We start from the raw sequence: 24491 nt of genomic DNA on the forward strand, positions 1-24491 counted from the left end.
TCGGCTACCCCTCCTTGGTACCGCAGGAGTGGCGCTTTTCGCACGGGTCCGATCGAGTGCCCACAGGTACGGTCTGCTGGTGACGAACCGGATGTTCCGCAAGGTGCTGGTCGCCAACCGCGGCGAGATCGCCATCCGCGCCTTCCGCGCCGCCTACGAACTGGGCGTGTCGACGGTGGCGGTGTTCCCGTACGAGGACCGCAACTCGCTGCACCGCGCCAAGGCCGACGAGTCGTACCAGATCGGCGAGCCCGGCCACCCCGTTCGGGCGTACCTGTCGGTCGAGGAGGTCGTCAAGGCCGCGCAGCGCGCGGGCGCCGACGCGATCTACCCCGGGTACGGCTTCCTGTCGGAGAACCCGGACCTCGCCGAGGCGTGCGAGCGCGCGGGCATCACGTTCGTCGGGCCGCCCACCGAGGTGCTGCACCTCACGGGCAACAAGGCGCGCGCGGTGGCCGCCGCCCGGGAGGCGGGCGTCGCGGTGCTGGCCTCGACGCCGCCGTCGGACGACGTGGACACGCTGCTGGCCGCCGCCGACGAGGTCGGTTTCCCCATCTTCGTCAAGGCGGTGGCCGGCGGCGGCGGGCGCGGGATGCGCCGGGTCGAGGACCCGTCGGGGCTGCGCGAGGCGGTCGAGGCGGCCATGCGCGAGGCCGAGTCGGCGTTCGGCGACGCCACGGTGTTCCTGGAGCAGGCCGTGGTGAACCCGCGGCACATCGAAGTGCAGATCCTCGCTGATGCCGAAGGCAACGTGGTGCACCTCTACGAGCGCGACTGCTCGGTGCAGCGGCGCCACCAGAAGGTCATCGAGATCGCGCCGGCCCCGAACCTCGACCCGGAGCTGCGGGAGCGGATCTGCAACGACGCCGTGGCGTTCGCCCGGCACATCGGCTACGTCAACGCGGGCACGGTCGAGTTCCTGCTCGACGAGCGCGGCAACCACGTGTTCATCGAGATGAACCCGCGCATCCAGGTGGAACACACCGTCACCGAGCAGGTCACCGACCGCGACCTGGTGATCGCCCAGCTGCGCATCGCGGCCGGGATGACGCTGCCCGAGCTGCGCCTCACGCAGGAGGAGGTGACGCTCACGGGTGCCGCGCTGCAGTGCCGCGTCACCACCGAGGACCCGCAGAACGGCTTCCGGCCCGACACCGGCACGATCAGCGCCTACCGTTCGCCCGGCGGGCCCGGGGTGCGGCTGGACGGCGGCACCACGCACACGGGTGCCGAGGTGAGCGCCCACTTCGACTCGATGCTGGTGAAGCTCACCTGCTACGGGCACGACTTCCCGAACGCTGTGCGCCGGGCCCGGCGGGCGATCGCCGAGTTCCGGATCCGCGGCGTGTCCACGAACCTGCCGTTCCTCGCGGCCGTGCTCGACGACCCGGACTTCGCCGAGGGGCGGGTCACCACGAGCTTCATCGACGAACGCCCGCAGCTGCTCTCCGCCCGCAAGCCCGCCGACCGCGGCACCCGCGTGCTGAACTACCTGGCCGACGTCACGGTCAACAAGCCGAACGGGCCGCGCCCGCAGGTCGTCGACCCCGCGGAGAAGCTGCCGCGCTGCGACATCGAGGCGCCCGCCCCGGACGGCACGCGGCAGCTCCTGCGCGATCTCGGTCCCGAGGGCTTCGCGCGGTGGCTGCGCGAGCAGAAGGGCGTGCCGGTCACCGACACGACCTTCCGCGACGCCCACCAGTCGCTGCTCGCCACCCGGGTGCGCACGCGCGACCTGCTGGCCGTCGCGCCGCACGTGTCCCGGATGGCGCCGCAGTTGCTCTCGATCGAGTGCTGGGGTGGCGCCACCTACGACGTGGCGCTGCGGTTCCTCGCCGAGGACCCGTGGGAGCGGCTGGCCGCGCTGCGCGAGGCGGTACCCAACATCTGTACGCAGATGTTGCTGCGCGGCCGCAACACCGTGGGCTACACGCCGTACCCCACGGAGGTCACCGACGCCTTCGTCGAGGAGGCGGCGCGCACCGGGATGGACATCTTCCGGATCTTCGACGCCCTCAACGACGTCGAGCAGATGCGCCCGGCCATCGACGCCGTGCGCGCCACCGGCACGGCCCTCGCGGAGGTGGCGCTCTGCTACACGGCCGACCTGTCGGACCCGGGCGAGAAGCTCTACACGCTGGACTACTACCTGCGGCTGGCCGAGCAGATCGTCGAGGCGGGCGCGCACGTGCTCGCCATCAAGGACATGGCGGGCCTGCTGCGCCCGCCCGCGGCCCGCACCCTGGTCACGGCGCTGCGCGAGCGGTTCGACCTGCCCGTCCACCTGCACACGCACGACACCGCGGGCGGCCAGCTGGCCACGCTGGTCACCGCGATCGACGCGGGCGTGGACGCCGTGGACGCCGCCGTCGCCTCTTTGGCGGGCACCACGAGCCAGCCGTCGCTCTCGGCGCTGGTGGCCGCCACCGAGCACACCGAGCGCACCACCGGGCTCTCCCTGGAGGCGGTGGGCGACCTGGAGCCGTACTGGGAGGCCGTGCGGAAGGTGTACGCGCCGTTCGAGGCGGCGCTCCCGTCGCCCACCGGGCGGGTCTACCACCACGAGATCCCGGGCGGTCAGCTGTCCAACCTGCGCCAGCAGGCCATCGCGCTCGGGCTGGGCGACCGGTTCGAGCTGATCGAGGACTGCTACGCCGCCGCCGACCGGATGCTCGGGCGGCTGGTGAAGGTCACCCCGTCGTCGAAGGTGGTGGGCGACCTCGCGCTGCACCTCGTCGGCGCCGGGGTGGAGCCCAAGGACTTCGAGGCCGACCCCAGCCAGTTCGACGTACCGGACTCGGTGATCGGGTTCCTGCGCGGTGAGCTGGGCGACCCGCCCGGCGGCTGGCCGGAGCCGTTCCGCACCCGGGCCCTGGAGGGGCGTTCCGCGGAACGCGAGGCCGCGCAGCTGTCCGACGAGGACCGCGCCGCGCTGGAGGACGACCGCCGAGCCACCCTCAACCGCCTGCTCTTCCCTGGGCCCACCGAGGAGTTCCTCGCCCACCGCGAGGCCTACGGCGACACGTCGGTGCTCTCCACGCGCGACTTCCTCTACGGGCTCGAGCCCGAGTTCGAGCACACCGCGCGGCTGGAGCAGGGCGTCACGCTGATCATCGAGCTGGAGGCGATCTCCGAGCCCGACGAGCGCGGCTTCCGCAACGTCGTCACCACGCTCAACGGCCAGCTGCGGCCGGTGGCCGTGCGCGACCGGTCCGTCGCCACCGACGTCAAGGCGGCGGAGAAGGCCGACCGCTCGAACCCGAAGCACGTGGCGGCGCCGTTCGCCGGCGTCGTCACGCTGCAGGTGGCCGAGGGCGACCAGGTCGAGACGGGCCAGACCGTGGCCACGATCGAGGCGATGAAGATGGAGGCATCGATCACGGCGCACCAGGCCGGCACGGTCGGGCGCCTCGCGATCGGCAAGGTGCAGCAGGTCGAGGGCGGGGATCTGCTGCTCGTCCTCGAATGACACGCATCATCGCCGGCACCGCGGGTGGTCGGCGCATCGCGGTGCCGCCGAAGGGCACCCGGCCGACGTCCGACCGGGTGCGGGAGGCGCTGTTCTCCGCACTGGACGCCGACCCGGGGCTCGACGGCGCCGCGGTGCTCGACCTGTGCGCGGGCTCCGGCGCCCTGGGCCTGGAGGCGCTCTCGCGCGGTGCGGCGCACGCACTGTTCGTCGAGTCCGACCGGCGTGCGGCCGGCGTGCTGCGCCGCAACACCGCCGGGCTCGGGCTGCCCGGCGCGCAGGTGCGGGTGGCGGGAGCCGCGGCGGTGCTCGCGGCGCCCGCCGAGCGCGCGTACGACGTGGTGCTCGTCGACCCGCCCTACGACGTGCCCGCGGTCGAGGTGGCCGGGTGGCTGGCGGCCGCCGCGGAGAACGGCTGGCTCGCCGCGGGCGCCGTCGTGGTGGTGGAGCGGGCGGGCCGCGACGGGCCGTTCCCGTGGCCGCCCGCGCTGCGCCCGGGCAAGCAGCGCCGCTACGGCGACACGACCCTGCACACGGCCGTGGCCCCGGTGGACGGGTAGCGTCCCGGGTCGTGAGGCGCGCCGTCTGTCCCGGATCCTTCGACCCGCCCACCAACGGGCACCTCGACGTCATCAGCCGCACGGCGTCGTTGTTCGACGAGGTCGTCGTCGCCGTGCTCGTGAACAAGTCCAAGAAGGGCATGTTCACGGTGGACGAGCGCATGGCGATGCTCACCGAGATCACCGCGGAGTACCCGAACGTCCGCGTGGACTCGTTCCACGGCCTGCTGGTCGACTACTGCCGCACCCACGACATCAAGGCGATCGTCAAGGGCCTGCGCGTGGTCACCGACTTCGACTACGAGCTGCAGATGGCCCAGATGAACCAACGGCTCTCCGGCGTCGACACGCTCTTCCTGTCGACGAGCCCGGAGTACGGGTTCGTGTCGAGCTCGCTGGTGAAGGAGGTCGCCACCTACGGCGGCGACATCGGGCACCTCCTGCCCGAGACGGTCCACCGGCAGCTGCTGGAGCGGATCGCCGAGCGCGGCTGAAGATCACAGGTTTGGCGCGTTCCCGGGCGAAATCGACCCGGGAACGCGCCAAACTCCTGATCATGCGCTCGCCCGGGCCGCATCCAGCGCAGCCCGGACCTCGGCGGCGACGTAGTCCGGCCGATCCGTGAGGTCGTGCCAGGTGAATCGCAGGAGCCTCCAGCCGGCGCGAACCAGCGCATTTCCCTTGCGCCGGTCGGTGCGGAATCGCTCGACGTCGGAGTGGTAGGCCCACCCGTCGACCTCGATGGCCACCATCGCCTCGGGGAACGCGATGTCGATCTCCCAGCCCTGGAAGGGCACCCCGCGCCGCCAGCCCGGGAACCCGGCGCGGCGGAGGATCGCGGTCAGCCGCCGTTCGGCTGCCGAATCGGCGCGGTCGGCCGCCGCGGTCAGGAGCGCGCCGATGCGGATGGCTCCGTAGGCGCCCATGTTCCGGCAGTACGCCTCGTAGAGCTGCTCGAACCGGATGTGCTTCTGCAGGACCCGGTCGAGGAACGCCGACCCGTCGGGCAGGGCGGCCGCGGTCTCGAGGGCGGTGAGCGGCACCGCGGTGCACCAGACGCCGTCGAGGACGACCCGGTCCGGGGCGGCGAGATCGCGACGCCGGACCCGCACGCCGGGAAAGCCGCGCAGCCCGAGCCTGCGCGGCACGGTGACCGCGATCTCGTCCGGTGCGCTCGCCGGCATCCCGTGCCACCAGGCCGCGGCCGGCCCCGAGATCGTCGAGAGCTCGCCGCCCCAGAGCGCCGCGGCTCTGATCCGGGCTCTGGCGGTGAGCCGGTGGCCGGCAGCGAGGTAGACGCGTGGGGCGACGCGTTCCCAGCCTTGGGCGCGGGCCCGGCGCCGCAGCAGGCTCTCGTCGAGACCGTGCCGGACGGCCTGGGCGGTGGTGATCAGCCCGTCCTGACGGGTGATCAGGGCGAGGAGGTCGGGCTGCATGGTCATGACCGGCAGGATCGCCCGAGACGGGTGCGCGCCGTGGCCGTTTCGGAGAACCCGCCTCCATGATCACGGAGTTGGCGCGTTCCCGGGCGAAATCGACCCGGGAATGCGCCAAATCGCTGATCAAACCTCCTGGCCAGGGCATCACTCGATCGGAACTTGACACGCGCGGGCCGCGCCGAATACGCGGTCCGGCCCAGCCCCGGTGAGAAGATGCGGGCGTGTACCGGGTCTTCGAATCGCTCGACGCGCTGGTGACGGTGGTCGAGGAGGCTCGGGGTGTCCCGATGACCTCCAACTGCGTCGTGCCGCGCGGTGACGTGCTCGACCTGCTCGACGACGTGCGAGAAGCGCTCCCCGGTGAGCTCGACGACGCCCAGGACGTGCTGGATCGGCGGGACGAGATCGTCGACGACGCCACGCAGGAGGCCGAGCAGACCCGCAGCGGCGCGCAGGAGGAGGCCGAGCAGCTGCTGGCCGACGCCCGTGCGGAGGCGGAGCGGCTGGTCGCCGAGGCGCGGGCCGAGGCGGAGCAGACCGTGGCCCGCGCCCGGCACGAGGCCGAGCGCACCGTGGCCGAGGGGCGCCGCCAGTACACGGAGCTCACCGACCGGGCGCAGGCGGAGGCCGACCGGATCGCCCACGCCGGGCGCACCGCGCACGACCGGTACATCGCCGACGGTCAGGCCGAGCAGGCGCGTCTGGTGTCGCAGGCCGAGGTCGTGCGTGCCGCGCACGCCGAGGCGGCGCGCATCGTGGACAGCGCCGACGCCGAGGCCGAGCGGCTGCGGCAGGAGTGCGACGGCTACGTCGACGCCAAGCTCGCCGAGTTCCAGGAGGCGCTCGGGAAGGCGCTGCGCACGATCAGCCGGGGCCGCAGCAACCTGTGGCGTGGTGCTCCGCAGAACGGTGCAGCCGGTGCTGGGCTGAACGGTCGCTCCGGAACGGGCATGGATCTCATCGACTGAGTTGTCCGCACGTCTCTGATCGATCACCATCGGGGGACGTGGGGGACGCGGCGCGTTAGGCTCCACCGCGTGGTGCGTCGTCCTGTCGAACCAGATCCCTCGATCTGGTGGGAGAGGTACGGCCATCGGCTGGAACCGGTGCCGTACACCGGGTGGGGGCCCGATCAGCCAGGGGGTGCAGTGAGTTCCATGGGGTCCGCGTCTCCGCTCGGTCCTCCGCAGGAGGAGTCCGGCAGCAGCGCAACGGCGCTCGACGCCGACGCGATCCTGCGGGCGCGGCCCGACGAGCCGTCCACGGGTTGGCGCCGCGCGTTGCTGAAAGCCACCGGCGGCATGATCAACCCGGGGCCGAGCGCGGCCGAGGTGCGGTGGCGCGACGTGCTGCACCGCATCCGGCGTCCGCTGATCCAGTCGCATCGCATCGCCGTCAGCTCGATCAAGGGTGGCGTCGGCAAGACCACGGTGTCCACCCTGCTCGGGCTCGTGATGGCCGAGAACCGCGGCGACCGCGTGATCGTGCTCGACGCCAACCCGGACGCCGGCACGCTCGCCGACCGGCTCACCGGGGAGTCCTCGGTCACGGTGCGGGAGCTGCTGCGCGACCTCGACCGGATCCACTCCTGGACCGAGGTCTCCCGCTACACCAGCCTGGCCGGCCGGTTGCAGGTGCTCGCGTCCGAGCAGGACCCCGCGTCGAGCGAGGCGTTCAGCCGTGAGGAGTACCAGCAGATCTGCGCGCTGCTGGACCGCTTCTTCAACATCATCATCACCGACTCGGGCACCGGGCTCGTGCACTCGGCGATGGAGGGCACCCTCAAGCTCGCCGACAGCCTCATCGTCGTCGGCGCACCCACGGTCGACGGCGCCGGGCGGGCCAGCAAGACGCTCGACTGGCTGCTGGCCCACGGCCACTCCGCGCTCGCCACGGAGGCGGTGGTCGTGCTGTCGTGCGACCGCACGAGCGCCGAGGTCGACCAGGAGCGGATCCGCAAGCACTTCGCCGCCCGCAGCCGGGCCGTCGTCGAGATCCCACACGATCCGCACCTGGCCACGGGCGGCCGCGTCGAGCTCGCCCACCTGCGCCCGGCCACCCGGGAGGCGGCCTACGAGCTGGCCGCGCTCATGGCCGACCGTTTCACGACGTGAGCGAGGCCGGGGGGTCCCTGGAGGTCGGATCGGCCGAGCTCACCGAGGACTCGATCGTCCGGTTCCGCGGTGAGCGCCCCGAACGGGGCTGGCGCGGCCTGCTGTACCGCGCCACCGGTGGCCTGCTGAACCCTGGCCTCGGCGCGGCCGAGCGGGTGCGCCGCGACCGGTTGCGGCGGATCCGCCGCCCGGTGCCGGGCACGCACCAGATCGCGGTGAGCTCGATCAAGGGCGGGGTCGGCAAGACCACGGTGTCGGCCTGCCTCGGGCTGGTGCTCGCGGAGCACCGCGGCGACCGGGTGATCGCCCTCGACGCCAACCCGGACGCGGGCACGCTCGCCGACCGGCTCACCGGCGACACCTCGGTGACCGTGCGGCACATGCTGGAGAACCTGGGGGCCGCCCATTCGCTCTCCGAGGTGGCCCGCTTCACGAGCCTCGCCGGGCGGCTGCAGGTGCTCGCGTCGGAGCAGGACCCCGCGATGAGCGACGCCTTCGACCGCGCGGGGTACGAGCGCGTCTGCTCCGTGCTCACCCGCTTCTACAACGTCCTGATCACCGACTCGGGCACCGGGCTCGTGCACTCCGCGATGGAGGGCACGCTGGCGCTCGCCGACAGCCTCGTGGTGGTCGGCGCCCCCACCGTGGACGGGGCCAGCCGGGCGAGCAAGACGCTCGACTGGCTCGTGGCGCACGGCCACGAGGCGCAGGTCGCCAACGCCGTGGTCGTGCTGTCGTGCGACCGCACGAGCGCCGAGGTGGACCCCAAGCGCGTGCGCGGGCACTTCGAGTCCCGCTGCCGCGGCGTCGTGGAGGTGCCGCACGACCCGCACCTCGCCTCCGGCGGCCGGATCGAGCTCGAGCGGCTGCGACCGGCCACCCACGACGCGTTCCTCGCCCTCGCCGCGCTGCTCGCCGACGGGTTCGGCGGCCGTCCCACGCCCCGCTGACGCGGCGGAACCGCCCCGGTACGACACGAGCCCCGCTGCAGGTGCAGCGGGGCTCGCGCGTCGCCGGGAAGGTCAGTCGTCGTCGCCGCCATCGTCGTCGCCGCCGTCGGAGTCGCCCCCGTCGCCGTCGTCCTTGTCGGAGTCCTTCTTCTTGCTGGACGACTTCTTGCCGTCGTCGTCCTTGTCGTCGTCGTCGTGCTTGTCGGAGTCCTTCTTCTTGCCGGACCCCTTCTTGCCGTCGTCGTCCTTGTCGTCGTCGTCGTGCTTGTCGGAGTCCTTCTTCTTGCCGGACCCCTTCTTGCCGTCGTCGTCCTTGTCGTCGTCGTCGTGGTTGTCGGAGTCCTTCTTCTTGCCGGACCCCTTCTTGCCGCCGTCCTTCTTGCCGGAATCCTTGTCGCCGCCGCGGTCCTTGTGGCGCTCGCGCTCGGCCTTGCCCTGGGGCCGCTTCTCGTCGCGGTCCTCGTCGGCGTGCTCGTCCTTGTCGTCGTCGTCCTTGTCGGCGTGCTCGCCGCCGCGCTCCTCGGAGGCGTTGCGCTCCTTGTCGCGCTGGCGTTCGGCCTTGCCGTGGGGCCGCTTGCGGTCGTCGTCGTCGTCGCCGAGCAGTCCGTCGCTGATGCCGCGGATCACGCCGCGGTCGTCGTCGTCCTCGTCGTCATCATCGTCGTCGTCGCGATCGTGGCGGCTGCTGCGCTCGTCGCGGTCCTCGTCGTCGTCGCGGTCGTCGCGATCGGACCACCAGCTCTTGTGGTCGTCCCGGTCGTCCTTGTCGTCGTCCCGGTCGTGGTCGCGGTCGTCGTCGCGCGCCTTGTCCCGATCGCGGTCCCGGTCGTCCTTGTCGTCGTCCCGGCGCTCCTTGCGGTCCTCGCTGCGGTCCTCGCCACGGTCCTTGCCGCCGCCGAGCAGCCCGCCCGTGACGCCGCCCAGGACGTTGCCGAGCCCACCGCCCCGGCGCTCGGAGCGCTCGCTGCGGTCCTCGCTGCGCTCGTCGCCGTTCTCCGTGCCGGCGCTCTCGCCTGCGGAGCTCTCGTCGGAGCCGTCCGCGGCGCGCAGCGCCCGGCGGTTGGCGCGCTCGTCGCGGTTGGAGGTGTCGCTCTGGCCGAGCGCGCTCCCCAGCGCGCCTGCGATGGACTGCACGGGCCCGCGGTCGCCACCGTCGCTGTCGGCGCCGTTGTTGGCGGCGCCGTTGTCGTCAGCGTTGTCGGCGCGGACGCTGCGGGCACCGTCGGCGGATTCCTGCGCGTCGCGGCCGCCGTCGGCGAGGATGTCCGGGGTGTTCGGGCGCTCGGGGTCGGGCGGCGCGGTGGTGCCGACGTCGCCGCGCTCCTCGTCGCCGTCCTCACGTCGCTGAGTGGCGACCGGGTCCTGGTCGTCGTTGCTCGTGTGCTCCTTGTCGGAGTTCTTCTCGCCGGGGTCGGGCCGGCCTTCGACGACCGCCTTGACGCGCTCGACGATGGGGGCGGTCTCGTCCTTCTGGGCCGGCAGCGGGGAGGCGAGCGCCTGCTCCACGCCGTTGCGCAGGTCGGTGAGGGCCTGCGCGGCGTAGTCGCGCTGCTGGCGGTGCATGTCGCGCTGGGACTCCAGCTGCCGCAGCGCCTCCTGGTAGTCCGGGGAGGCGGCGGTGGTGGTGGACTCCTTGAGCGTGCGCTCGACGGCGTCGAGCTGGGCCTGCGCGGAGGTGAGCTCCGAGGTGCGCTCCGGCAGCTTCCGGAGCGCCTCGAGCTGGGATGTCAGCGTGGTGCGCTGCTGCTCGAGCAGCGCCTTGCGCTCCTTGAGGGCCTGCACGGCCGCCGGTTCCTGCGCGCGGCGCTGCGGGGGGAGGGAGAGCCAGCTGGCCTCAGCCTGCGCGACGGCGTCGAGCTGGCTGCCGAGCGACGCGAGCACGACCTGCGCCTGTTCGGCCCACACATCCGCGTCCATGGAGGGCTGGGGGGCGGCCTGGGGCGGTAGCGTGGTGGGGGTGGAGGGAACGACGTTCTCGGTGACGAAGTAGCTGGCGCCACCGGCCACGAGGCTCGCGATGGCCACGCTCGCGATGGCGCGCCGTCGCATGTGGGTGGCGGCGTTCTTGCGGTCGGCCGCCGTGAGCGCAGGCTTCTGCTTCTTGACGCGCTTCGAGGTGATGGTGCGGACGGTGCGAACCGACGACGCCGGCGGCAGGGTGGGAGGGGTGACCGACCAGGCCGCGGCGGGGCTCCACTCGCGCTCGGGCACCGGTTCCGGCTCCGGTTCCGGTGGGCGCGGGGTGCCGAGCGCCGCGGGCAGCTCGGTGGTCTGCTCCTCCGACGGCTGCTCCAGCTGGGTGGTCTGCTCCTCGGAACCCTGCTCGGCGGGCTGCTCCGTGGCCGCCTCCATCCGGGCGGCATGGCGCATCTTGCGCGCCGCGGCCCGGTGGGCGGGTGAGCAGTACAACCGCCGCGGACCGCCGTCGTCCGGCTGCTCGACGAGCTCGGCGCATCCGGGCAGGGCACACTCCTGTGGCCCGTCGCTCATGTCGTCCCCCCAAGGACAGCTCAGCGCTGCCGTGCGTTCCCTCATCACGGCGAACCTTCACCCGATCGTGCAGCAGCGTACTGCCATTCGGGTGTCAGCACGATGTCGAGTGGACCTTGTACCGGCAAAGTCACCCGCGGTGACCGAACGATTCCGATCAGTCACAGCGAGCAACCTCGCTCGTTCGATTGTTGTACGATCCTTCAAGACGCACAACCCCTTGTGCTCGAATCGCAGGAGGCATGTTGAGCACTGATGCCCTGGCCGCCGACCGGGCCCTGCTGTCGCGGACCAGCACGGCTGAGCGAGTCGCCGGCATCCTGCGCACCCGGATCATCGAGGGCTACTTCCCGCCCGGCACCCGGCTCGCCGAGGACGCCATCGGCAGCGCACTCGGCGTCTCCCGCAACACGCTGCGCGAGGCGTTCCGCCTCCTGTCGCACGAGCGCCTGCTCACCCACGAGCTGAACCGCGGGATGTTCGTGCGGTCGCTCACCGCCGAGGACGTGGTCGATCTCTACCAGGTGCGCCGCTTCGTCGAGTGCGGCGTGATCCGCACCGTCACCGGTCCGCATCCCGGGCTCGAGGCGGTGGCCGAGTCCATCGCCGCCGGGGAGTCCGCGCTGGCCGCCCGCGAATGGAGAGCGCTGGGCACCGCCAACATGGACTTCCACCAGGCGCTCGTGGCGCTGGCCGGCAGCCCGCGCGCCGACGAGCTGATGAGCGGCATCCTGGCCGAGCTGCGCCTGGTCTTCCACGTGATGGCCGACCCGCGGCGCTTCCACGAGCCCTACCTCGCCCGCAACCGCGAGATCCTGGAGCAGCTGCAGCGTGGCGACGGCCCGGGCGCGGCCGAGACGCTGGACGTCTACCTCCGCGACGCCGAGAACCAGCTCGTCCAGGCCTTCGCAGATCGACTCGCCGACCGGGGGGAGTAGGCGGGGAGGCAAGATGGGGCGCGTTCGCGGTCGGACCGGGGGGAACGGGTAGCGCCAATGCCGAAGCGATCTTTTGCACGGGCGGACACGGAATCGGCCCGTGCGGAGCCGCCCACGCCGGAGTCCTCGGCGCCCGAGCCGCCCGCGCCGGAGCCCTCTGCGCCCGAGCCCTCTGCGCCCGAGCCCTCTGCGCCCGAGCCCTCTGCGCCCGAGCCCTCTGCGCCCGAGCCCTCTGCGCCCGAGCCCTCTGCGCCCGAGCCCCCCACGGCCGAGCTCCCCACGCCGGAGCCGCCGGCCGCGCCCGTCACGCCGTCGCCCCGGCCCGTCGTCGAGGTACCCGCCGTCACCGCCTCGCAGCTCACCGAGTACACGATCGTCCGCAGGCGGTCGGACAAGCCCGGTGCCGGGTGGCGCCGGGCCGTGCACGTCGCGAGCGGCGGGCTGGTCAACCCGGGGATCGGGCCGGCCGAGCAGCGCAGGCAGGAGCTGGCGCTGCGCGTGCGCCGCCCCCTGCCCGGTCCGCGGCAGATCGCGGTGGCGTCGATGAAGGGCGGGGTCGGCAAGACCACCGTCACGGCGATGCTGGGCCTGATGCTCGCCGAGCACCGCGGCGACCGGGTCGTGGCGCTCGACGCCAACCCCGACGCGGGCACGCTCGCCGAGCGTCTCACCGGCCGCACCGATTCCACGGTGCGGGATCTGCTCGACTCGCTCGGCGGGGTCGGCGCGCTGAGCGACATCGCCCGGTTCACCACGTTGTCGGGCCGCCTGCAGGTGCTCGCCTCCGAGCAGGATCCGGCCCGCAGCGAGACCTTCGACCGGGCCGACTACGAGCGTGTCTGCGCGGTGTTGTCGCGCTTCTACAACATCGTCGTCACCGACTCCGGCACCGGGATGGTCCACTCGGCGATGGACGGCACGCTCGCGCTCGCGAGCGGGCTCGTGGTGGTCGGCTCGCACACGGTCGACGGCGCGAGCCGGGCGGGCAAGACGCTCGACTGGTTGGTGGCGCACGGCCAGCAGGAGCTGGTCGAGCGCGCGGTCGTGGTGCTGTCCGCCGACCGGACGAGCCCCGAGATCGACGGCGAGCGGGTGGTGGCGCACTTCCGGGAGCGCTGCCGGGCGGTGGTGGTCGTGCCCCGCGACCCCCACCTGGCCACCGGGGGCCGGATCGAGCTCGACAAGGTCAGCCAGGCCACCTCGGACGCCTTCCTCGAACTCGCGGCGCTCGTCGCCGACGACTTCGGGGGGTCGCCGCCCGTCCGGCGCCAGTAACCGCCTGCCGCCCGGCGGCGGACCCGCGTGGCAGCGATGTGCGGGCAACGGCACCATGCCCGCTGTGAAGATCATGCGAACGCAGTCCAGGACCGCAGCGGCGCGGCTGCTCGTCGGCGTGGCCTCGGTCGCGTTGGTGACGGGGGCGTGCTCTTCGAGCGTGCAGGGTGAGGCGTCCCCCGCATCCGACGAACGCCCGAGCGCCACCGCCTCGCCGTCGCCCTCGCGCTCGCAGGGCCGTTCCGGTGGGGGGACCTGCCAGATGCGGGTCTCGTCGAACGGGTCGATCGTCAGCTCCGGCGCGGGTGGCCGGACGATCACGACGAACGGCCGCACCTCGTTCTCGTGCGGGCGGGGCCCGCTGATCGCGATCGAGTCGATGGACTCCTCCGGGGTGACCTTCTCCGCCGACGGCGGGGACCCGGTGACGGTGGCGCCGGGCACGGAGGGCACGGTCGGGGTGTACCGGATCGAGGTGAGCCGCGCGGACCGTTCGGGCGCCGAGTTCCAGGTCCAGCCCGCCTGAGTCGTGCTGGTGCGGCGGACCGCGACGGCCTGCCCGGCCCCGCGCGGTAGCCTGCGTCCCGAGCCGAGATCATCGGCGATCGGCCGGGGCCGGGGGGTGCACGGGTGAGCTCGGAGGACGTGGAGGCCGATTTCGGGCCGTTCGTCGACGGGGTGGAGCGGGCCGACGCCGGGGACCTCACCGACGAGACGATCGTCCGCCGCCGGGTCGACCGGCCGCAGGGCGGCTGGCGCGGGGCGGTGTTCAGCGCGAGCCGGGGGCTGCTGAACCCCGGTGTGGGGCCCGAGGAGCACGCGCAGCGCGACCAGGTGCGGCGGATTCGCCGCCCGTTGGGCAGCGCCCACCAGATCGGCATCACGTCGATCAACGGCGGGGTCGGGAAGACCACCGTGGCGGCGTGCGTGGGTCTGGTGCTCGCCGAGCACCGGGGCGACCGGGTGGTGGCGCTGGACGCGGGCCAGAACGCGGGCACGCTCGCCGACCGGCTCACCGGCGACACGTCCCGCACGGTGCGCGACATGCTGGGCGAGATCGGGTCGCTGAACTCGCTCGCCGACGTCTCCCGCTTCACGAGCCTGGCCGGCAGGCTGCAGGTGCTCGCCTCGGAGCAGGACCCCGCGATGACGGAGGGGATCACCCGCGAGGAGTACGAGAGCGTCTGCGAGGTGCTCCGCCGCTTCTACAACGTGGTGATCACGGACTCGGGCAGCGGTCTCGTCCACGCGGCGGTGGAGGGCACGCTCGCGCTGGCGCACAGCCTCGTGATCGTCGGGTCGCCCACGGCCGACGGCGCGGGCCGGGTGAGCAAGACGCTCGACTGGCTGCTCCAGCGGGGGCCCGCCGAGCGTGTGGCCGACGCTGTGCTCGTGCTCACCTGCGATCGCGCCAGCAAGCACGTCGACACCGAGCGGGTGCGGCGCCATTTCGAGGCGCGCTGCCGCGCGGTGGTCGAGGTGCCGTTCGACCCGCACCTGGCCACCGGGGCGCAGATCGACATGAACCGGATCCGGCCCGCCACGCACGATGCGTTCCGCGCGATCGCCGCCCACCTGGCCGACCGGTTCGACGCCACGCCGGTGGGTGTGGGCGCGGAGATGGTGGGGGTCGATCCCTCCTAGGCCGCCTCGGGGAACCGCAGCCGGATCCGGGAGCCGCCGAGCTCGGCGCGCTCGAGGTGGATCGTGCCGCCCGCGGCCTCCACCGTCCGGCGGGCGATGGCGAGGCCGAGGCCGGTGCCGTCCGCCAACTCGCTCACGCCGCGCTGCAGCGCGGTGGCCGGATCGACGACACCGGGGCCCGCGTCGTCCACGACGAGGGTGACCCAGCCGGCGTAGCGCACCACCGTGACGGCGAACGCGGTGCCGTCCGGGGTGTGCCGGAAGATGTTGGTGAGCAGGTCGTCGACGGCGGGGGCGACGTCCTCCTCGGGGAGGGCCACCACGGCGGGCGCCTGCACGGTGAACCGGCACTCGCGGCCGGTCTTGTGGGCCGAGGTGGTCCAGAAGGCCATCCGCTGCCGCACGACGTCCGCCAGGTCGCACCGGCCCGGTGCGTCCGCGGCGGGTGCGGGGTGGATGAGGGCGTTCACGTCCTTCTCGAGGGCGGCGACGGTCTCGCGCACCCGGTCCGCCGCGGTCGGGTCGGTGTCCAGGGCACCGGCATTGATGCTGAGCGCGGTGAGCGGGGTGCGCAGCCGGTGGGAGAGGTCGGCGGCCAGCTCGCGGTCGCGGCGGCGCATCTCGGCGACGGCCGTGCCGGCCTCGGCGAGGGCGGCGGCGAGCGCGGCGGTCTCGGGGACGTGCATCGGGCGCCCGGGCCGCGGGTCCTCGTGCCCGAGCGCGGCCGCGCCGGCCGTGAGCTCGGCGAGGTCGGCGCGCACCGGGCGGATCCGACGCAGCGCCACGGCCGTGCCCGCCACCGCCGTGAGGCCGCCGACCCCGAGCAGCAGGGCGAGGAGCCCCAGCTCGGCCGGGCCGACCGCCGCGGTGGGCACGAAGGCTTCGACGGTGGCGGTGCCCGCGCCGCGGACCAGCACCACGCCACCCACGACCGGGACGTCGGCCGGCGCGGGCGCCGCGTCCGCGGTGAGCCGCGTGGAGCCGACCGTCGCGCCGTCGACGTGCACGCCGAGCCTGCCCTCGCGGCCTGCGGGCGTGCGTGCGATCCCGCGCAGCAGGTCCTCCCGGTCCGAGGTGGTCTCGGCGAGGCTGACGACCGCCGCGAGGTCGGCCTCCGTGCCGGCGCGCAGGCGCTCGTGTGCGCCCAGCACGTGCACGACGAGCGCGGTGGCGGCGACTGCGGTGACGGCCGCCGCGGCCGTCACCAGGATCAGACGGAGGACGAGGCGCTGCACGGGTCGATCAGTTTGATGCCCACCCCGCGGACCGTGTGCAGGTACCTCGGGTTCGCCGCGGTCTCCCCGAGCTTGCGGCGCAGCCACGTCATGTGCACGTCGATGGTCTGGTCCAGGTTGAGCCGGGGCTGGTGCCACACCTCCCGGGCCAGTTCCGTGCGCGACACGACCTTGCCGCAGCGGGCTGCGAGGTAGGCGAGCAGGTCGAACTCGCGGCGGGTGAGCTTGAGGGGCTCCCCGTCGAGGGTGATCTCGCGGCGGGCCTCGTCGATCACCAGGTCGCAGATGCGCAGCGGCTCGTCGTGGGGCGCCGCGCTCCGGCCCCGGCGCAGCACGGCGCCCACCCGCGCGGTGAGCACCGCGCCGGAGAACGGTTTGCCGAGGAAGTCGTCGGCGCCCTCGTCGAGCAGCTTCACGAGCGTGGCCTCGTCGTCGTGTGCCGTCGCGATGATCACCGGGACGTCGCTGATCCCGCGCAGCATCCGCAGCGCGGTGTAGCCGTCGATCCCGGGCAGCTTCAGGTCGAGCACGACGAGGTCGACCTCGTTGTCCGCCACGGGCGTGAGCGCGTCGGTCGCGCTGCCGACCGGCTGCACGACGTGGCCGGCGGCGCGCAGGGCCTCCGTCATAGCCGCCCGGACGTTGTGATCGTCCTCGACCACCAACACCAGCGCCATGCACGCACCGTAGACCACCTGCTACCGATCACCCGCTTACGATGCGAGCCAGGACGCGGCGGAGGTCGACAGGAGAATCGTGGCGCGCATCGAGTTGGACCGCGTCAGCAAGGTCTACCCCGACGGCACGCGCGCGGTCACCGAGCTCTCGATCGACGTGGAGAAGGGCGAGTTCCTGGTGGTGGTCGGCCCGTCCGGCTGCGGGAAGACCACCGCGCTGCGGATGATCGCGGGGCTGGAGCAGATCACCGACGGCACGATCCGCATCGGCGGGGAGGAGGTCAACGGCGTGCCCGCCCGCGACCGCGACGTCGCGATGGTCTTCCAGTCCTACGCGCTCTACCCGCACCTCAGCGTGTTCGACAACATCGCGTTCGGGCTCACCCTGCGCGGCACGCCGCGTGACGTCGTCGACCGCCGGGTGCGCGAGGTCGCGGACGTGCTGGAGCTCGGCGAGCACCTGCGCCGCAAACCCCGCCACCTGTCCGGTGGCCAGCGGCAGCGGGTGGCGATGGGCCGGGCGATCGTGCGCGAACCGCGCGCGTTCCTCATGGACGAGCCGCTGTCGAACCTCGACGCCAAGCTGCGGGGGCAGATGCGCGCGCAGATCGCCCGCATCCAGCGCGACCTGGGCGTCACCACGGTCTACGTCACGCACGACCAGACCGAGGCGATGACGCTCGGCGACCGCGTGGCGGTGCTGCGCGCCGGGGTGCTCCAGCAGATCGCGTCGCCGCAGGTGCTCTACGACGAGCCGGTGGACATGTCCGTGGCCGGGTTCATCGGGTCACCCCCGATGAACATGGTGGCCGCCCGGTTCGACATCGACGACGCCGGTGAGGCGGCGGTGTCGTTCGGCTCGCACCGGCTCGCCGTGCCGGAGTACGTGCTGCGCCGCAGGCCCGCGCTGCGCGACTACAGGGGCCACGACCTGGTGCTCGGCATCCGCCCGGAGAGCATGGAGGACGCCGCGATCGCCGACGGGCCGGAGGGGAGCACGATCGACTCGGTGGCCGACCTGGTGGAGGCGATGGGCGCGGACGTGCAGGTGCACTTCCCGGTGGCCGCCGAGGCGGTCCGCACCGAGGACCGCGAGACGCTCGACCGGGACTCCGGGCAGGTGCGCTCGGCCACCGGCGACACCCTGTTCATCGGCCGGTTCAGCCCGCGGTCCCGCATCTTCGAGGGCAAGCCGGTGACGGTGCGCGTCGACACCGAGGCCCTGCACTTCTTCGACCGCGACACCGGCCGCTCGATCCGGCGGTGACGCGTGCGGGCGACGCGGCTCCTCGGTGCGGTGGCGACGGCGGTGCTCGTCGCCGCGGCGTGCGGCGGCCCGGACCTCGCGGCCGCCCGGTCGGGGCCGCTCACCGGGCAGACGATCGAGGTCCTCGCCGTGTGGTCCGACGAGGAGCAGGCGGCGTTCGAGCGGGTGCTCGACGTCTTCGAGGAGCGCACCGGGGCCACCGTCACCTACGTCTCCGGCGGTGACGAGGTGCCCACCGTGCTGGCCACCCGCCTGGCGGGCGGCTCGCCCCCGGACGTCGCGGGGGTCGCGCAGCCCGCGCTGGTGCGCACGCTGGCCCGCGCCGGGTCGCTGGTGCCGCTGGACCCGGCCACCGAGGCCGCGATCGACGCGGGCTTCGCGCCGGTCTGGAAGGAGCTGGGCACCGTCGACGGCACCCTGTACGGGTTCGTGTTCAAGGCGGCCAACAAGTCCACGATCTGGTACGACGTGCGGCAGCTCGGCCCCGGCTTCGTGCCGCCGCGCACCTGGGACGAGTTCGAGGAGACGCTGCGCAAGCTGTCCGACACCGGGCGCACGCCGCTCTCGGTGGGCGGCGCCGACGGCTGGACCCTCACCGACTGGTTCGAGAACGTCTACCTGCAGACCGCGGGCGGCCCGATGTACGACCGACTCGCCCGCCACGAGATCCCCTGGACCGACCCGTCGGTGCGCACGGCGCTGCAGACCCTGGCCCGGGTGTTCAGGCCAGAGCACCTGCCGGGCGGGATCGACAGCGCGTTGCAGACGGAGTTCGCCGAGTCGGTCGTGGACGTCTTCGGTGAGGACCCGAGGGCCTCGATCGTGTTCGAGGCGGACTTCGTGGCGGGGGTGATCGCGGAGAGCACCTCGGCCACCGTCGGCGTGGACGCGCGCGTGTTCCCGTTCCCCCGGATCGGGCCGGCCTCGTCGGTGGTGAGCGGCGGCGACACCCTGGTGGCGCTCACCGACGAGCCCGGCACGCAGGCGCTCGTGCAGTTCCTCGCGAGCTCGGAGGCGGCGTCGATCTGGGCCGCCCAGGGCGGGTTCGTCTCGCCGAACCGCGAGGTGCGGCTCGAGCAGTACCCCGACGACAGCACGCGCCAGATCGCCGAGGAGCTGGTGGGCGCGGACAACCTGCGCTTCGACATGTCCGACCTCATGCCCAGCGCGCTCGGCGCCACGCGCGGCGACGGGTTCTGGCGCGCGATGCAGGACCACCTCGCCGACCCCGCGCAGATCGACCGGATCCTCGCCGAACTCGAGGCCGAGGCCACCGCCGCGTACGCGGACGGCGACTCGTGACCGCCCGCGGAACCGGCCCGCTGTCGGGCGGCAGCCCCCGGCTCGCGGCGCTCTTCCTCACGCCCGCGCTGCTGCTCGTGCTGGTGTTCCTCGTGTACCCCACGACGTACTCGGTGGTGCGCAGCCTGTTCGACGCGCGCGGCACCGAGTTCGTCGGTCTCGAGAACTACGCCACCGCGTTCACCGACGACCGCACGCTCGTCGCGTTGCGCAACAGCGTGATCTGGGTCGTCGTCGCGCCCACGCTGGTGACCACGATCGGGCTGGTGCTCGCCGTGCTCACCGAGCGGATCCGGTGGGCCACGGCGTTCCGCGTGGTGATGTTCATGCCGCTGGCGATCTCGCTGGTGGCCTCGGGGATCATCTTCCGGCTGGTCTACGAGGAGGATCCGGACCGCGGGCTCGTCAACGCGGTGGTGGTCTCGGTGCACGACGTGTTCGCCCCGTCCGCGCCGTACGCCGGTGCGCGTCCGCGCGAGGGCGGTGGGCTCGTGGCGGCGCCGGACGGGGCGCTCGTCACGGCCGATCCGGTGGGGGCGCAGGACGCCGTCGGGCTGGCGATCACCGGCTACGACCCCGCCGCGCTGCCCGGGCGGGCCGCCGCCGCGGTGCTGCCCGAGCCGGGGGCTGGCCTGCGTGGTCTCGTGTGGCTCGACGTCGGCGGCACCGCCGACCGCACCGGCGAGCTGGACGCGGGGGAGCGCGGGCTGCCGGGCATCCCCGTGGAGGTGCTGGAGGCGGGCCGGGTGGTGGCCACCGTGACCACCGGCGACGACGGGCGGTTCACCGTGCCCGACCTCGCGGGCGGCCCCTACGCCATCCGGTTGCCCGCGGCGGCGTTCGCGGAGCCCTTCCGCGGCCTGACGTGGCTGGGCCCCGTCCTGGTGACCCCGGTCGTGATCTCCGCATGGTTGTGGATCATGACAGGGTTCGCGATGACGCTGATCGTGGCCGGCCTGGCCAGCATCCCGCGTGACGCGCTCGAGGCCGCGCGGGTGGACGGCGCCACCGAGTGGCAGGTCTTCCGGCGGGTCACGGTGCCGCTGCTCTCCCCGGTGCTGCTGGTCGTGTTCGTCACCCTGGTGATCAACGTGCTCAAGGTGTTCGACCTGGTCTTCGTCATCGCGCCGGGATCGGTGCAGGAGGAGGCGAACGTGCTCGCCCTGCAGGTCTGGCAGGTCGCGTTCGGGGCGGGCGGCGGCGACCAGGGGCTGGGGAGCGCCCTCGCGGTGCTGCTGTTCCTGCTCGTGCTGCCCGCGATGGTGTTCAACGTCCGGCGCTTCCGCGAGGACCGCCGGTGATCCGCCGCATGGCCGCCCGGGCGGGTGGCCCGGTCGTCCGCGCCGTCCTGGTGGTTGTCGCGATCGTCTGGATGTTCCCGGTGGTGGGCCTGCTCGTCGCGTCGCTGCGGCCCGAGGCGGGCAACGCGCGCAGCGGCTGGTGGACCGTGGTCACCGCGCCCGCGCAGCTGACGCTCGACAACTACGCCGCCCTGATGGCCGACCGCGCCGTCCTCGGCTCCCTGTGGAACACCGTGCTGATCGCGGTGCCGTCCACCGTGCTCGTGGTGGTGATCGGCGCGTTCGCGGCGTACGCGCTCGCGTGGATCGAGTTCCCCGGCCGCGACGTCATGGTGCTCGCCGTCGTCGCGCTCCTGGTGGTGCCCGTCCAGGTGGCGCTCGTCCCCGTGGCGAAGCTGCTCGGCGCCGTCGGGCTGTACGGCTCGATCCCGGGCGTGGTGGCCTTCCACGTGGCCTTCGGGCTGCCGTTCGCCGTGTTCCTGCTGCGCAACTCGTTCGTGGGAATCCCGCGGGACCTCCTCGAGGCCGCCCGGCTCGACGGCGGCCGCGAGTTGCGGATCTTCTGGCGGCTGGTGCTGCCGATCTCCCGGCCGGCCGTCGCCGCGCTCGCGACCTTCCAGTTCCTGTGGGTGTGGAACGACCTGCTGGTGGCGCTGGTGTTCGCCGACGAGAGCTCGGCGCCCATCACGGTGGCCCTGCGTAGCCAGCTGCGCCAGTTCGGCAGTAACGTCGACGTGCTCGCGAGCGGCGCGTTCCTCTCCATGATCGTGCCACTCGCTGTGTTCTTCGCATTCCAGCGCGCATTCGTGCAGGGCGTACTCGCGGGGTCGACGAGATGAACGCGAGGCGTCTGCTGCACCATGATCTGAGCTCGCTCCCCGAAGCTTGGAGGTTCCCCTGATGTCGAGCGATCGCGTCTTCGCCGTGGAGCCGTGGGTGGTACGGGAGCCTCGGCTCGACCTGGACCGGATGGGGCAGGTCGAGTCGGTCTTCGCGCTGTCCAACGGGCACATCGGGCTGCGGGCCAACCTGGACGAGGGGGAGCCGCACGCGATGCCCGGCACGTACCTCAACTCGTTCTACGAGCGGCGGCCGCTGCCGTACGCCGAGGGCGGCTACGGGTATCCGGAGTCGGGGCAGACGATCATCAACGTCACCAACGGCAAGCTGATCCGGCTGCTGGTGGAGGACGAGCCGTTCGACCTGCGCTACGGGCAGCTGAGCCGGCACGAGCGGGTGCTGGACCTGCGGGCGGGCACGCTGTCGCGGGACGTGGAGTGGACCTCGCCCGCCGGCCGCGTGGTGCGGGTGCGCTCCACCCGGCTGGTGTCGCACACCCAGCGCGCGATCGCCGCGATCTGCTACGAGGTCGAGGTCGTCGACGCGCCCGCGCTCGTGGTGCTGCAGTCGGAGCTGGTGGCCAACGAGCAGCTCCCCAGCCGCAACGAGGCCGACCCGCGGGTCGAGGCGGCTCTCACCGACCCGTTGCGCGCCGAGCAGCACGCCGCCACGGGAGCGGGCGCCTACCTCATCCACGGCACGCGCCGGTCGGGCCTCAACGTGGCCGCCGCGATGGACCACGAGGTGCACGGACCGGAGACCACCGAGGTCACCTCGGAGGCGGCGGAGGACATCGCCCGCACCACCGTGATCGCGCGCCTCGAGCCGGGCAAGCCGCTGCGGCTGGTGAAGTACCTGGCCTACGGCTGGTCCTCGCGGCGGTCGCTGCCCGCGCTGCACGACCAGGTGCGCGCGGCGCTGGCGGCGGCGCGCTACACGAGCTGGGACGGGCTGGTGGCCGAGCAGCGCCAGTACCTGGACGAGTTCTGGGAGACCGCGGACGTCGAGATCGACGGTGACGCGGAGCTGCAGCAGGCCGTCCGGCTGGCCACCTTCCACGTGCTCCAGGCGGGGGCCCGCGCCGAGCGGCGCGCCATCGGCGCGAAGGGCCTCACCGGCGAGGGCTACGACGGCCACACCTTCTGGGACACCGAGACGTTCTGCCTCCCGGTGCTCGCGCACCTGGCCCCGCACGCGGCCGCGGACGCGCTGCGGTGGCGCCAGTCGATCCTCCCGCAGGCCTACGAGCGGGCCGAGCAGCTGGGCCTCAAGGGCGCGGCGTTCCCGTGGCGGACGATCCGGGGCCAGGAGTGTTCGGGTTACTGGCCTGCGGGCACGGCGGCGTTCCACATCAACGCCGACATCGCCGATGCCGTGCGCCGCTACGTGGCGGCCACCGGGGACGTGGTGTTCGAGCGGGAGGTGGGGCTGGAGCTGCTTGTGGCCACCGCGCGGCTGTGGCGCTCGTTGGGCCACCACGACTCGGCGGGGGAGTTCCGGATCGACGGGGTGACCGGCCCGGACGAGTACACCGCGATCGTGGACAACAACGTCTACACCAACCTCATGGCCCAGCAGAACCTGCGCTACGCCGCGGACGTCGCCGCCCGCCACGCCCGGGCCGCGGCGCGCTTCGGCGTCGACGCCGAGGAGATGGCCTCCTGGCGGGACGCGGCGAAGTCGATGCGGATCCCGTTCGACGAGGTGCTGGGGGTGCATCCGCAGGCGGAGGGGTTCACGCACCACCAGGTGTGGGACTTCGAGGGCACCCCGGCGGAGAAGTACCCGCTGCTGCTGAACGTCCCGTACTTCGATCTGTACCGCAAGCAGGTGATCAAGCAGGCGGATCTGGTGCTGGCGATGCAGTTGCGGCCGGATGCGTTCACGCCGGAGCAGATGCGGCGCAACTTCGCCTACTACGAGGCGTTGACGGTGCGGGACTCGTCGTTGTCGGCGTGCACGCAGGCGGTGGTGGCGGCGTGGACCGGGCATCTGGACCTGGCCTACGACTACCTGGCCGAGGCCGCGCTGGTGGATCTGGACGATCTGGCGGGGAACTCGGATCACGGGGTGCACATCGCGTCGATGGCGGGCACGTGGACGGCGGTGGTGGCCGGGTTCGGCGGGATGCGGATGGACGAGTCCGGGATCGGGTTCGCGCCGCGGTTGCCTCCGGCGTTGACGCGGATCTCGTTCGGGTTGCGGTGGCAGGGCCGTCAGCTGCGGGTGGAGATCCGCCCGGAGGAGGCGGAGTACCGGTTGGTGTCGGGGCCGCCGATGCGGCTGCGCCACCACGGTGAGGCGATCGCGTTGGACGAGGAGCCGCAGGTGCTGCCGATCCCGGCCCTGGAGCCGGTGGAGACCGTGGAGCAGCCCTACGGCCGCGCGCCCCGCTCCCGGCACTCGGGCAACGGCCGCGGGACCTTCCCGGAGGTCGCCGTACCGCAGCCCGTGGCCACGGGCTCGGCGCTGCGCCAGACGGGCTGAACGCTCAGGGCTGCCTGCGGCGGCCCACCAGGCGCCGCCGCACCGACGTGCGGGAGGGCTCCGGCTCCGGGTCGGCCGGGGCCGGGGTCAGGGCCAGCTGGGACGCCTGGCGGCTCAGCACCTCCAGATGGGCGCGCACGTCGCTGTGGGCGGGGTCCAGGGCCACCTGCTCGGCCACCTCGGCCGCCTGCGACACGGCGTCGGCGAACGCCGTGCGCGCGGCCTCCAGGCGCAGCGCGATGCGCTTGGCCGGTTCCTCGCGCACCCGGAACCACGCCGGTTCGATCGAGTCGCCGACGATCGCCAGCCTGCGCACGGCGTCGAGCTCGACGTCGAGCCGGTGCGCGATCTCCCCGAGCCACGTGCGCGCCGGCCCGGCCGGGAGCGCTCCCGTGATCCGGCGGAAGCGGGAGACGGAACCCGCGCAGTGGCCGACGTAGCGGTTCCAGTAGCGCGAGAGGCTGGGAGTCGGGGCTGACCTGCGAGGCACGGGTCACAGGGTG

General features: G+C 73.1%; 20 protein-coding genes. 15 read left to right on the forward strand and 5 right to left on the reverse strand.

What is annotated here, in order from left to right; genetic code table 11:
• Window positions 1-91 precede the first annotated feature (91 nt).
• From ACFPL3_RS35180 to coaD, 3 genes are read left to right on the forward strand one after another with little or no spacing between them, the layout of a single operon-like run.
• Window positions 92-3469: a pyruvate carboxylase gene (locus ACFPL3_RS35180; RefSeq protein ID WP_343938886.1), complete on the forward strand. Its 3378-nt coding sequence runs from the start codon at window positions 92-94 to the stop codon at window positions 3467-3469.
• Window positions 3466-4029, forward strand: coding sequence for a 16S rRNA (guanine(966)-N(2))-methyltransferase RsmD (gene rsmD / locus ACFPL3_RS35185; RefSeq protein ID WP_343938873.1), 564 nt, complete (start codon window positions 3466-3468; stop codon window positions 4027-4029). The genes ACFPL3_RS35180 and rsmD overlap by 4 nt, the downstream gene beginning before the upstream one ends.
• An 11-nt stretch (window positions 4030-4040) precedes the next feature.
• Window positions 4041-4523: a pantetheine-phosphate adenylyltransferase gene (gene coaD, locus ACFPL3_RS35190; protein WP_343938871.1), complete on the forward strand. Its 483-nt coding sequence runs from the start codon at window positions 4041-4043 to the stop codon at window positions 4521-4523.
• A 60-nt stretch (window positions 4524-4583) separates the two neighbouring features.
• Here coaD and ACFPL3_RS35195 read toward each other — a convergent pair whose 3' ends face one another.
• The gene (locus ACFPL3_RS35195; RefSeq protein WP_343938869.1) at window positions 4584-5471 is read right to left on the reverse strand and encodes a DUF559 domain-containing protein; all 888 of its coding nucleotides are present in this window, start codon (window positions 5469-5471) and stop codon (window positions 4584-4586) included.
• Window positions 5472-5689: 218 nt separating this feature from the next.
• On the opposite strand from ACFPL3_RS35195, the gene ACFPL3_RS35200 reads away from it, so the two are divergent.
• The 3 genes from ACFPL3_RS35200 (at window position 5690) to ACFPL3_RS35210 (ending at window position 8532) form a co-directional block, all read left to right on the forward strand.
• The gene (locus ACFPL3_RS35200; protein WP_343938867.1) at window positions 5690-6436 is read left to right on the forward strand and encodes a DivIVA domain-containing protein; all 747 of its coding nucleotides are present in this window, start codon (window positions 5690-5692) and stop codon (window positions 6434-6436) included.
• Window positions 6437-6625: 189 nt separating this feature from the next.
• Window positions 6626-7582: a MinD/ParA family ATP-binding protein gene (locus ACFPL3_RS35205; protein WP_343938865.1), complete on the forward strand. Its 957-nt coding sequence runs from the start codon at window positions 6626-6628 to the stop codon at window positions 7580-7582.
• On the forward strand, window positions 7579-8532 hold the full coding sequence (locus ACFPL3_RS35210) for a MinD/ParA family ATP-binding protein (RefSeq protein WP_343938863.1): 954 nt from the start codon (window positions 7579-7581) through the stop codon (window positions 8530-8532). Before ACFPL3_RS35205 ends, ACFPL3_RS35210 begins: the two co-directional genes overlap by 4 nt.
• Before the next feature lie 72 nt (window positions 8533-8604).
• On the opposite strand, the gene ACFPL3_RS35215 is transcribed toward ACFPL3_RS35210, so the two are convergent.
• A complete protein-coding gene (locus ACFPL3_RS35215) occupies window positions 8605-11022 on the reverse strand; it encodes a hypothetical protein (protein ID WP_343938861.1) in 2418 nt (805 codons plus the stop codon).
• A gap of 242 nt (window positions 11023-11264) precedes the next feature.
• Between ACFPL3_RS35215 and ACFPL3_RS35220 the strand changes: the two genes are divergently transcribed.
• The 4 genes from ACFPL3_RS35220 to ACFPL3_RS35235 all read left to right on the forward strand — a co-directional run bounded on the left by ACFPL3_RS35220 (window position 11265) and on the right by ACFPL3_RS35235 (window position 14879).
• On the forward strand, window positions 11265-11960 hold the full coding sequence (locus ACFPL3_RS35220; RefSeq protein WP_343938859.1) for a GntR family transcriptional regulator: 696 nt from the start codon (window positions 11265-11267) through the stop codon (window positions 11958-11960).
• Window positions 11961-12017: 57 nt separating this feature from the next.
• Complete coding sequence (locus tag ACFPL3_RS35225) at window positions 12018-13235, forward strand: MinD/ParA family ATP-binding protein (RefSeq protein WP_379590314.1); 1218 nt, start codon at window positions 12018-12020, stop codon at window positions 13233-13235.
• A 262-nt stretch (window positions 13236-13497) separates the two neighbouring features.
• A complete protein-coding gene (locus ACFPL3_RS35230) occupies window positions 13498-13761 on the forward strand; it encodes a hypothetical protein (RefSeq protein WP_343938855.1) in 264 nt (87 codons plus the stop codon).
• Window positions 13762-13865: 104 nt separating this feature from the next.
• Window positions 13866-14879: a MinD/ParA family ATP-binding protein gene (locus ACFPL3_RS35235; protein WP_343938853.1), complete on the forward strand. Its 1014-nt coding sequence runs from the start codon at window positions 13866-13868 to the stop codon at window positions 14877-14879.
• Here the strand turns inward: ACFPL3_RS35235 and ACFPL3_RS35240 are convergent.
• A complete protein-coding gene (locus ACFPL3_RS35240; RefSeq protein WP_379590316.1) occupies window positions 14876-16114 on the reverse strand; it encodes a sensor histidine kinase in 1239 nt (412 codons plus the stop codon). The genes ACFPL3_RS35235 and ACFPL3_RS35240 overlap by 4 nt on opposite strands.
• Entirely contained in the window at window positions 16090-16791 is a 702-nt protein-coding gene (locus tag ACFPL3_RS35245; RefSeq protein ID WP_343940812.1) for a response regulator transcription factor, read from the reverse strand. Before ACFPL3_RS35245 ends, ACFPL3_RS35240 begins: the two co-directional genes overlap by 25 nt.
• Before the next feature lie 79 nt (window positions 16792-16870).
• Here ACFPL3_RS35245 and ACFPL3_RS35250 point away from each other — a divergent pair, with 79 nt between their 5' ends.
• The 5 genes from ACFPL3_RS35250 (at window position 16871) to ACFPL3_RS35270 (ending at window position 23988) form a co-directional block, all read left to right on the forward strand.
• On the forward strand, window positions 16871-18058 hold the full coding sequence (locus ACFPL3_RS35250) for an ABC transporter ATP-binding protein (protein WP_343940813.1): 1188 nt from the start codon (window positions 16871-16873) through the stop codon (window positions 18056-18058).
• A 3-nt stretch (window positions 18059-18061) separates the two neighbouring features.
• The gene (locus ACFPL3_RS35255; protein WP_343940814.1) at window positions 18062-19360 is read left to right on the forward strand and encodes an ABC transporter substrate-binding protein; all 1299 of its coding nucleotides are present in this window, start codon (window positions 18062-18064) and stop codon (window positions 19358-19360) included.
• Window positions 19357-20661 (forward strand): carbohydrate ABC transporter permease, encoded by a 1305-nt coding sequence (locus ACFPL3_RS35260; protein WP_343940815.1) that lies wholly within the window; start codon window positions 19357-19359, stop codon window positions 20659-20661. Before ACFPL3_RS35255 ends, ACFPL3_RS35260 begins: the two co-directional genes overlap by 4 nt.
• Entirely contained in the window at window positions 20658-21500 is an 843-nt protein-coding gene (locus tag ACFPL3_RS35265) for a carbohydrate ABC transporter permease (protein ID WP_343940816.1), read from the forward strand. The genes ACFPL3_RS35260 and ACFPL3_RS35265 overlap by 4 nt, the downstream gene beginning before the upstream one ends.
• Before the next feature lie 61 nt (window positions 21501-21561).
• On the forward strand, window positions 21562-23988 hold the full coding sequence (locus ACFPL3_RS35270) for a glycoside hydrolase family 65 protein (RefSeq protein ID WP_343940817.1): 2427 nt from the start codon (window positions 21562-21564) through the stop codon (window positions 23986-23988).
• Window positions 23989-23992: 4 nt separating this feature from the next.
• On the opposite strand, the gene ACFPL3_RS35275 is transcribed toward ACFPL3_RS35270, so the two are convergent.
• A complete protein-coding gene (locus tag ACFPL3_RS35275) occupies window positions 23993-24478 on the reverse strand; it encodes a hypothetical protein (protein ID WP_343940818.1) in 486 nt (161 codons plus the stop codon).
• Window positions 24479-24491: the final 13 nt, after the last annotated feature.

It is taken from the genome of Pseudonocardia zijingensis (assembly GCF_042657305.1).
GTDB lineage: Bacteria > Actinomycetota > Actinomycetes > Mycobacteriales > Pseudonocardiaceae > Pseudonocardia > Pseudonocardia zijingensis.

Bases quoted from the DNA above. Each gene is read 5' to 3' on its own strand.
- ACFPL3_RS35225 (WP_379590314.1), top strand. From the start codon at position 12,018: ATGCCGAAGCGATCTTTTGCACGGGCGGACACGGAATCGGCCCGTGCG.
- ACFPL3_RS35270 (WP_343940817.1), top strand. From the start codon at position 21,562: ATGTCGAGCGATCGCGTCTTCGCCGTGGAGCCGTGGGTGGTACGGGAG.
- ACFPL3_RS35215 (WP_343938861.1), bottom strand. From the start codon at position 11,022: ATGAGCGACGGGCCACAGGAGTGTGCCCTGCCCGGATGCGCCGAGCTC.
- ACFPL3_RS35195 (WP_343938869.1), bottom strand. From the start codon at position 5,471: ATGACCATGCAGCCCGACCTCCTCGCCCTGATCACCCGTCAGGACGGG.
- rsmD (WP_343938873.1), top strand. From the start codon at position 3,466: ATGACACGCATCATCGCCGGCACCGCGGGTGGTCGGCGCATCGCGGTG.
- ACFPL3_RS35230 (WP_343938855.1), top strand. From the start codon at position 13,498: ATGCGGGTCTCGTCGAACGGGTCGATCGTCAGCTCCGGCGCGGGTGGC.
- ACFPL3_RS35245 (WP_343940812.1), bottom strand. From the start codon at position 16,791: ATGGCGCTGGTGTTGGTGGTCGAGGACGATCACAACGTCCGGGCGGCT.
- ACFPL3_RS35220 (WP_343938859.1), top strand. From the start codon at position 11,265: ATGTTGAGCACTGATGCCCTGGCCGCCGACCGGGCCCTGCTGTCGCGG.
- ACFPL3_RS35180 (WP_343938886.1), top strand. From the start codon at position 92: ATGTTCCGCAAGGTGCTGGTCGCCAACCGCGGCGAGATCGCCATCCGC.
- ACFPL3_RS35205 (WP_343938865.1), top strand. From the start codon at position 6,626: ATGGGGTCCGCGTCTCCGCTCGGTCCTCCGCAGGAGGAGTCCGGCAGC.